This is a genomic window from Actinomadura sp. WAC 06369 (genome assembly GCF_003947565.1).
GTDB lineage: Bacteria > Actinomycetota > Actinomycetes > Streptosporangiales > Streptosporangiaceae > Spirillospora > Spirillospora rifamycini.
In genome coordinates this window covers 1-5,274 of record NZ_QHJN01000293.1, presented here as the reverse complement: position 1 = coordinate 5,274, position 5,274 = coordinate 1, and the positions used below count along the sequence as shown (strand labels likewise).

Below are 5,274 nucleotides of genomic sequence, written 5' to 3'. Positions count from 1 at the left end.
TGCTGGTCATAGGGCTGCTGCTGGCCGAACTGCTGCTGGTCGGGCTGCCCGTACTGCTGCTGCTGGCCGTAGGGCGACTGCTGCCCGTAGTCCTGCTGGCCGAACTGCTGCGCGCCCGGCTGGGGCGCCGTGCGCGGGCTGCTGCGGGTACCCGGGCTGCTGCTGCGGGGGCTGCCCGTACTGCTGCTGCTCCGGGGGCGGGAAGCCGCCGCAGCCCTACGGGCAGCCCGGCGGCTGCTCGCCGAACTGCTGGGCGGGCTGCTCCACCATGGTCGGCGGAGGCGGCGACACCGGGCGGTCGCCCTGCTGCGGCGCGGGCGGCTGCTGGGCCGGCTGCTGCCGGCCCGCGGACGGCTGCTGGTGCGGGGCGGGGGGCTGCGGCGGCTGCGCGGCGGGGCGGGCCTGGCCGCCCAGCTGCGGTGCACCGAACACCACGGTGCGCTCGCCCAGCGGACGGGCGGGAGGTTGCTCTCCCTGCCCCTCCGGGGGCGTGGCCTGGCCCTCGTCTTCCGGCAACGGCCGCTGCGGTCCCTGCGCGCCGTCATTCTCGGTCATCGTCGGGCTCCTTCAGCGCCGTCGTCCCGGGGCTCCTCGGCTCCCGGTGCGCCCGGAGACGCGCGGCGCATAACGCGGTCCCCGGACCTGATCTCGGTTTCCCCTCGTAGCGGACGTGCTACTCGTGGGCGTTCTCGGTCCCCAGACTGCCCCGTTCGCCGGTGCGATCGCAAATCACCACCCTGCGCTAGGAATCACCTTCGGAAACGGGTGCGGCCCAGTCCACAATGCATCGCCGGGGCGGCGATCACCACCCCTGGGACGCCGGGACGTCGACTTCCTCACGCGCGCGCCGCGCGGTGCGGCCGCCATGACGAGGATCACGGCGCCGACCGCCCCGGGCGCGGGCCGTCCGCGAGCGCGGGCCCGCCCCCCGGAAGGCGTCCGGGGGGCGGGCCCGCGGCCGTCCGTCAGCGGAAGGCTTGGCACTCCACCTCCGCCCGGCGCTCGGTCATGCCGAGCCGGACGCTGGAGGACACGCACGCGCGCTGCTTCTCGTCGAGCCGGACGTCGCCGCACCGGGTGGTGCTCGAGTAGGTGCGGCAGTCCTGGGTCTGCTGCCGCGGCTGCGGTTCGGCGGCCGCGGCGGTCCCGCCGATCCCCCCGGCGGCGGCGACGGCGGCGATCAGCGCTCCGGTCATGACCCTCTTCATGCGTTTCCTCCCCCGAAATGCATGGACGTCAGCAAGGCGTAAGTCCCCGGGCCCACCGACGACAAAACGCGGCCAAACGTCAAGAAAACGACGAATCGTCCAGGTCACGTCGCGGTCGGGAGCGCGTCGACGAAGTCGCGGACGGCCGTCCGGTCGTCGCCGCGGCGCCAGGCGGCGGCCAGTTCGGACGGCGGCAGGCCGGCGACCGGGACGGCGCGCACGCCCGGACGGCGGTAGATCGCCGCGTTCCCGGCGGACAGCAGCACGATGCCGCTGCCCTCCTCGATCGCCGCGAACGTCTCGTCCGCGTTCGCCACCGTCGCGCCGACCCGGACGGGACGGCCGCCGCGGTGCGCGGCGGCGAGCCAGTGGTCGCGCAGCGGGCCCGCGCTCTCCGGGAGGGCGAGGAACGGCTCGTCCAGCAGGTCCGCGAAGTCGACCTCGCCGCGGCCGGCGAGCCGGTGGTCGTCGCGGAACGCGACCCAGCGCGGCTCCCGCGCGACCACCCGCAGGTGGAAGGCGTCCTCGGCGGGGACGGGCAGCCAGACGAACGCGACGTCGACGTCCCCGGACGCGAGCCCGGCGCTGGCGTCCGTCCAGTCGACCTGCCGCATCCGCAGCCGCCACCCGGGGCGGCGCTCGGCGAACCGGTCGCGGACGGCGGCGAGCAGGCCGCGGCCGACGCTCGTGGACAGCCCGACGGTCAGCACGGCGGCCGCCGCGGCCGCCGCGTCGGCGACCTCGCGCTGCGCCTGGTCCCAGCGGCCGAGCATCTCGCGCGCGGCCGGGAGCAGCGCCTCCCCGGGCGCGGTGAGCGCCACCGTGCGCCGGTCGCGCTCGAACAGCCGCACCCGCAGGTCGTCCTCCAGGCGGCGGATCTGCTTGCTCAGCGCGGGCTGGGAGACGAACAGGCGCTCGGCGGCGCGGGTGAAGTTCAGCTCCTCGGCGACCGCGACGAAGTACCGCAGATCGCGCAGATGACCGTCCATGGCCAACGGCTATCACGGCGGGTATTGGACGCGGAAGCGCGCGCGGCCGCACGATCGTGCCGTTCCGAGGAGAGGAGCCGGACGATGATCGCGTTGGTGACCGGAGCGAACCGGGGGATCGGGCGGGAGGTCTGCGCCCGGCTCGCCGAGCGCGGGCACACGGTGATCGCGGCGGCCCGCTCCCCCGCGGCCGTCCGGGGGCAGGTCCCGCTGCGGCTCGACGTCACGTCGGACGGCGACGCCGCGCGGGCCGCGGAGGCGGTCGCCGAGCGGTTCGGGCGGCTGGACGTCCTGGTGAACAACGCCGCGATCACCTACGACACGTGGCAGCGCGCCGCCGACGCCGACCTGGACGTGGTGCGGGAGGCGGCCGAGACGAACCTGTACGGCCCGTGGCGGCTGGTGCGGGCGATGCTGCCGCTGCTGCGCGAGAGCGGGCACGGCCGGATCGTCAACGTGTCCAGCGAGGTGGCCTCGCTGACGAACATGGGCGGCGGCACCCCCGCCTACACCGCGTCCAAGGTCGCGCTCAACGCCCTCACCCGGATGCTGGCGGCCGAACTGCGGCACGACGGCATCCTGGTCAACGCGGTGTGCCCCGGCTGGGTCGCGACCGACATGGGCGGCCCCGGCGGCCGGCCGGTCGCCGACGGCGCGGCGGGCGTCGTCTGGGCGGCCACGCTCCCCGACGACGGGCCCACCGGCGGGTTCTTCCGGGACGGCCGCCCGCTGCCGTGGTGACCGAGGCGGCTTCACCCCGGCGCCACCTTTACTTACTCGCCCGGCACTCCCCGGGGCGGTCGCGCCGGTACGCCGTCACGCGGTCGGCACGCTCCGTAAAACTACAAAGGTAAGGGAGCGCGCTTTCTGCCGCCTTCAACAACCATGTTGACCGTCCCACGGAATCAGGGCGCGTCCCTACCCGCAGCCACCACGGCCCCCACGGCCTCCGGGAGTCCCTCGTGAACCAGACCGTTCGGCGGGCGTCCGCATGAAGGCACTCGTCCTGGCGGGCGGCGCCGGATCGCGGCTGCGGCCGATCACCCACACCTCGGCCAAGCAGCTGGTCCCGGTCGCCAACAAGCCGGTGCTGTTCTACGGCCTGGAGGCGATCGCGGACGCCGGGATCGGCGAGGCCGGCATCATCGTCGGCGACACCGCCCCCGAGATCCGCGCGGCGGTCGGCGACGGCTCGGCGTTCGGGCTGAAGGTGACCTATATCCCCCAGCACGCCCCGCTCGGCCTCGCCCACGCGGTGCTGGTCGCCCGCGACTTCCTCGGCGACGACGACTTCGTCATGTACCTGGGCGACAACTTCATCGTCGGCGGCATCACCGGCCTGGTCGACCGGTTCCGCGCCGAGCGCCCCGACGCGCAGATCATGCTCACCCGGGTGTCCGATCCGCGCGCCTTCGGCGTCGCCGTGCTGGACGCGGCGGGCCGCGTGACCGGGCTGGAGGAGAAGCCGCGGCACCCCAAGAGCGACCTGGCGCTCGTCGGCGTCTACCTCTTCACTCCGGCGGTGCACGAGATCGTCGCCGGGCTGACGCCGTCCTGGCGGAACGAACTGGAGATCACGGACGCGATCCAGGGACTGATGTCGGCGGGCCGCCGGGTCGAGTCCACCGTGATCACCGGCTACTGGAAGGACACCGGCAACGTCACCGACATGCTGGAGGTCAACCGGCTGGTGCTGGAGGGCCTCGAACCGTCGGTGCGGGGCTCGGTGGACGCCGCGTCGGAGCTGATCGGACGGGTCGTGGTGGAGGAGGGCGCCGCGGTGACCGGCTCGCGGCTGGTCGGGCCGCTGGTCATCGGCGCCGGTTCGGTCGTGCGCGACTCCTACGTGGGCCCGTTCACCTCCATCGACCGGGACTGCGCCGTGCTGGACAGCGAGATCGAGTACTCGATCGTCCTCCGCGGCGCGTCCATCGACGGCGTCGGCCGGATCGAGGTGTCGCTGATCGGCCGCGAGGTGCGGGTCACCCCCGTGCCCCGGGTGCCGCGGGCGCACCGCCTGGTGCTCGGCGACCACAGCACCGTGCAGATCAGCAGCTGAGAGGGACGGACAGGGCTATGGGACGGCGCGTTCTGGTCACCGGCGGGGCCGGGTTCATCGGCTCGCACTTCGTGCGGTCGCTCGCGGGCGAGGCCGAGATCACCGTGCTCGACCGGCTCACCTACGCCGGCAATCCGGCCAACCTGGCGCCGGTCGCGGACGGGCACACGTTCGTGCACGGCGACATCTGCGACGCCGGGCTGCTCGCCGAGCTGGTCCCCGGCCACGACGTCGTGGTCAACTTCGCGGCGGAGTCGCACGTGGACCGGTCGATCGCCAGCGCCGGCGAGTTCGTCCGCACCAACGTGCAGGGCGTCCAGACGCTCATGCAGGCGTGCCTGGACGCGGGCGTGCCGCGCGTCGTGCAGGTGTCGACCGACGAGGTGTACGGCAGCATCGAGACGGGTTCGTGGGACGAGGACGCCCGGATCGCGCCGAACTCGCCGTACGCGGCCGCCAAGGCGGGCGGGGACATGATCGCCGGTGCGTACGCCCGCACCCACGGCCTGCCGGTGTCGATCACGCGCTGCGGGAACAACTACGGGCCGTACCAGTACCCGGAGAAGGTCGTCCCGCTCTTCACCACGAACCTGCTGGACGGCCTGCGGGTGCCGCTGTACGGCAACGGCGGGAACGTGCGGGACTGGATCCATGTGGACGACCACTGCCGGGGCATCTGGGCCGTGGTCGAGCGCGGTGCGCCCGGGGAGGTGTACCACATCGCCGGCACGGCCGAGCTGACCAATCTGGAGCTGACGGGCCGCCTGCTGGAGATGCTGGGCGCCGACTGGTCGTCGGTCGAGCGCGTCGCGGACCGTCCCGGCCACGACCGGCGGTACTCGCTGTCGGACGCCAAGCTGCGGGCCCTCGGGTACGCCCCGCGGATCGCGTTCGACGACGGCCTGGCCTCGACCGTCCGGTGGTACGCCGACAACCGCGGCTGGTGGGAACCGCTCAAGAAGAAGGCGGAGGACGCGGCGTGAACGGGCGGGACTGAACGGGCGGGACTGAACGGGCG

6 protein-coding genes are annotated in these 5,274 nt (G+C 73.9%); 3 read left to right on the top strand and 3 right to left on the bottom strand.

Going from position 1 to position 5,274, the window contains the following annotated elements; translation table 11 throughout:
* Positions 1 to 216: 216 nt before the first annotated feature.
* From DMH08_RS38385 to DMH08_RS38375, 3 genes are all read right to left on the bottom strand, one after another.
* On the bottom strand, positions 217 to 555 hold the full coding sequence (locus DMH08_RS38385; RefSeq protein WP_125621146.1) for a hypothetical protein: 339 nt from the start codon (positions 553 to 555) through the stop codon (positions 217 to 219).
* Between the two features lie 410 nt (positions 556 to 965).
* A complete protein-coding gene (locus tag DMH08_RS38380; RefSeq protein WP_034519598.1) occupies positions 966 to 1,208 on the bottom strand; it encodes a hypothetical protein in 243 nt (80 codons plus the stop codon).
* 104 nt (positions 1,209 to 1,312) lie between these two features.
* Positions 1,313 to 2,197: a LysR family transcriptional regulator gene (locus DMH08_RS38375; RefSeq protein ID WP_125621144.1), complete on the bottom strand. Its 885-nt coding sequence runs from the start codon at positions 2,195 to 2,197 to the stop codon at positions 1,313 to 1,315.
* Between the two features lie 84 nt (positions 2,198 to 2,281).
* On the opposite strand from DMH08_RS38375, the gene DMH08_RS38370 reads away from it, so the two are divergent.
* The 3 genes from DMH08_RS38370 (at position 2,282) to rfbB (ending at position 5,239) form a co-directional block, all read left to right on the top strand.
* A complete protein-coding gene (locus DMH08_RS38370) occupies positions 2,282 to 2,938 on the top strand; it encodes an SDR family NAD(P)-dependent oxidoreductase (protein ID WP_125621142.1) in 657 nt (218 codons plus the stop codon).
* Between the two features lie 250 nt (positions 2,939 to 3,188).
* On the top strand, positions 3,189 to 4,256 hold the full coding sequence (locus DMH08_RS38365) for a glucose-1-phosphate thymidylyltransferase (RefSeq protein WP_026404040.1): 1,068 nt from the start codon (positions 3,189 to 3,191) through the stop codon (positions 4,254 to 4,256).
* Between the two features lie 17 nt (positions 4,257 to 4,273).
* On the top strand, positions 4,274 to 5,239 hold the full coding sequence (gene rfbB / locus DMH08_RS38360; RefSeq protein WP_125621140.1) for a dTDP-glucose 4,6-dehydratase: 966 nt from the start codon (positions 4,274 to 4,276) through the stop codon (positions 5,237 to 5,239).
* Positions 5,240 to 5,274: the final 35 nt, after the last annotated feature.

Coding starts and splice junctions, on each gene's coding strand:
- DMH08_RS38385 (WP_125621146.1), bottom strand. CDS start 555: ATGACCGAGAATGACGGCGCGCAGGGACCGCAGCGGCCGTTGCCGGAA.
- DMH08_RS38380 (WP_034519598.1), bottom strand. CDS start 1,208: ATGAAGAGGGTCATGACCGGAGCGCTGATCGCCGCCGTCGCCGCCGCC.
- DMH08_RS38375 (WP_125621144.1), bottom strand. CDS start 2,197: ATGGACGGTCATCTGCGCGATCTGCGGTACTTCGTCGCGGTCGCCGAG.
- DMH08_RS38370 (WP_125621142.1), top strand. CDS start 2,282: ATGATCGCGTTGGTGACCGGAGCGAACCGGGGGATCGGGCGGGAGGTC.
- DMH08_RS38365 (WP_026404040.1), top strand. CDS start 3,189: ATGAAGGCACTCGTCCTGGCGGGCGGCGCCGGATCGCGGCTGCGGCCG.
- rfbB (WP_125621140.1), top strand. CDS start 4,274: ATGGGACGGCGCGTTCTGGTCACCGGCGGGGCCGGGTTCATCGGCTCG.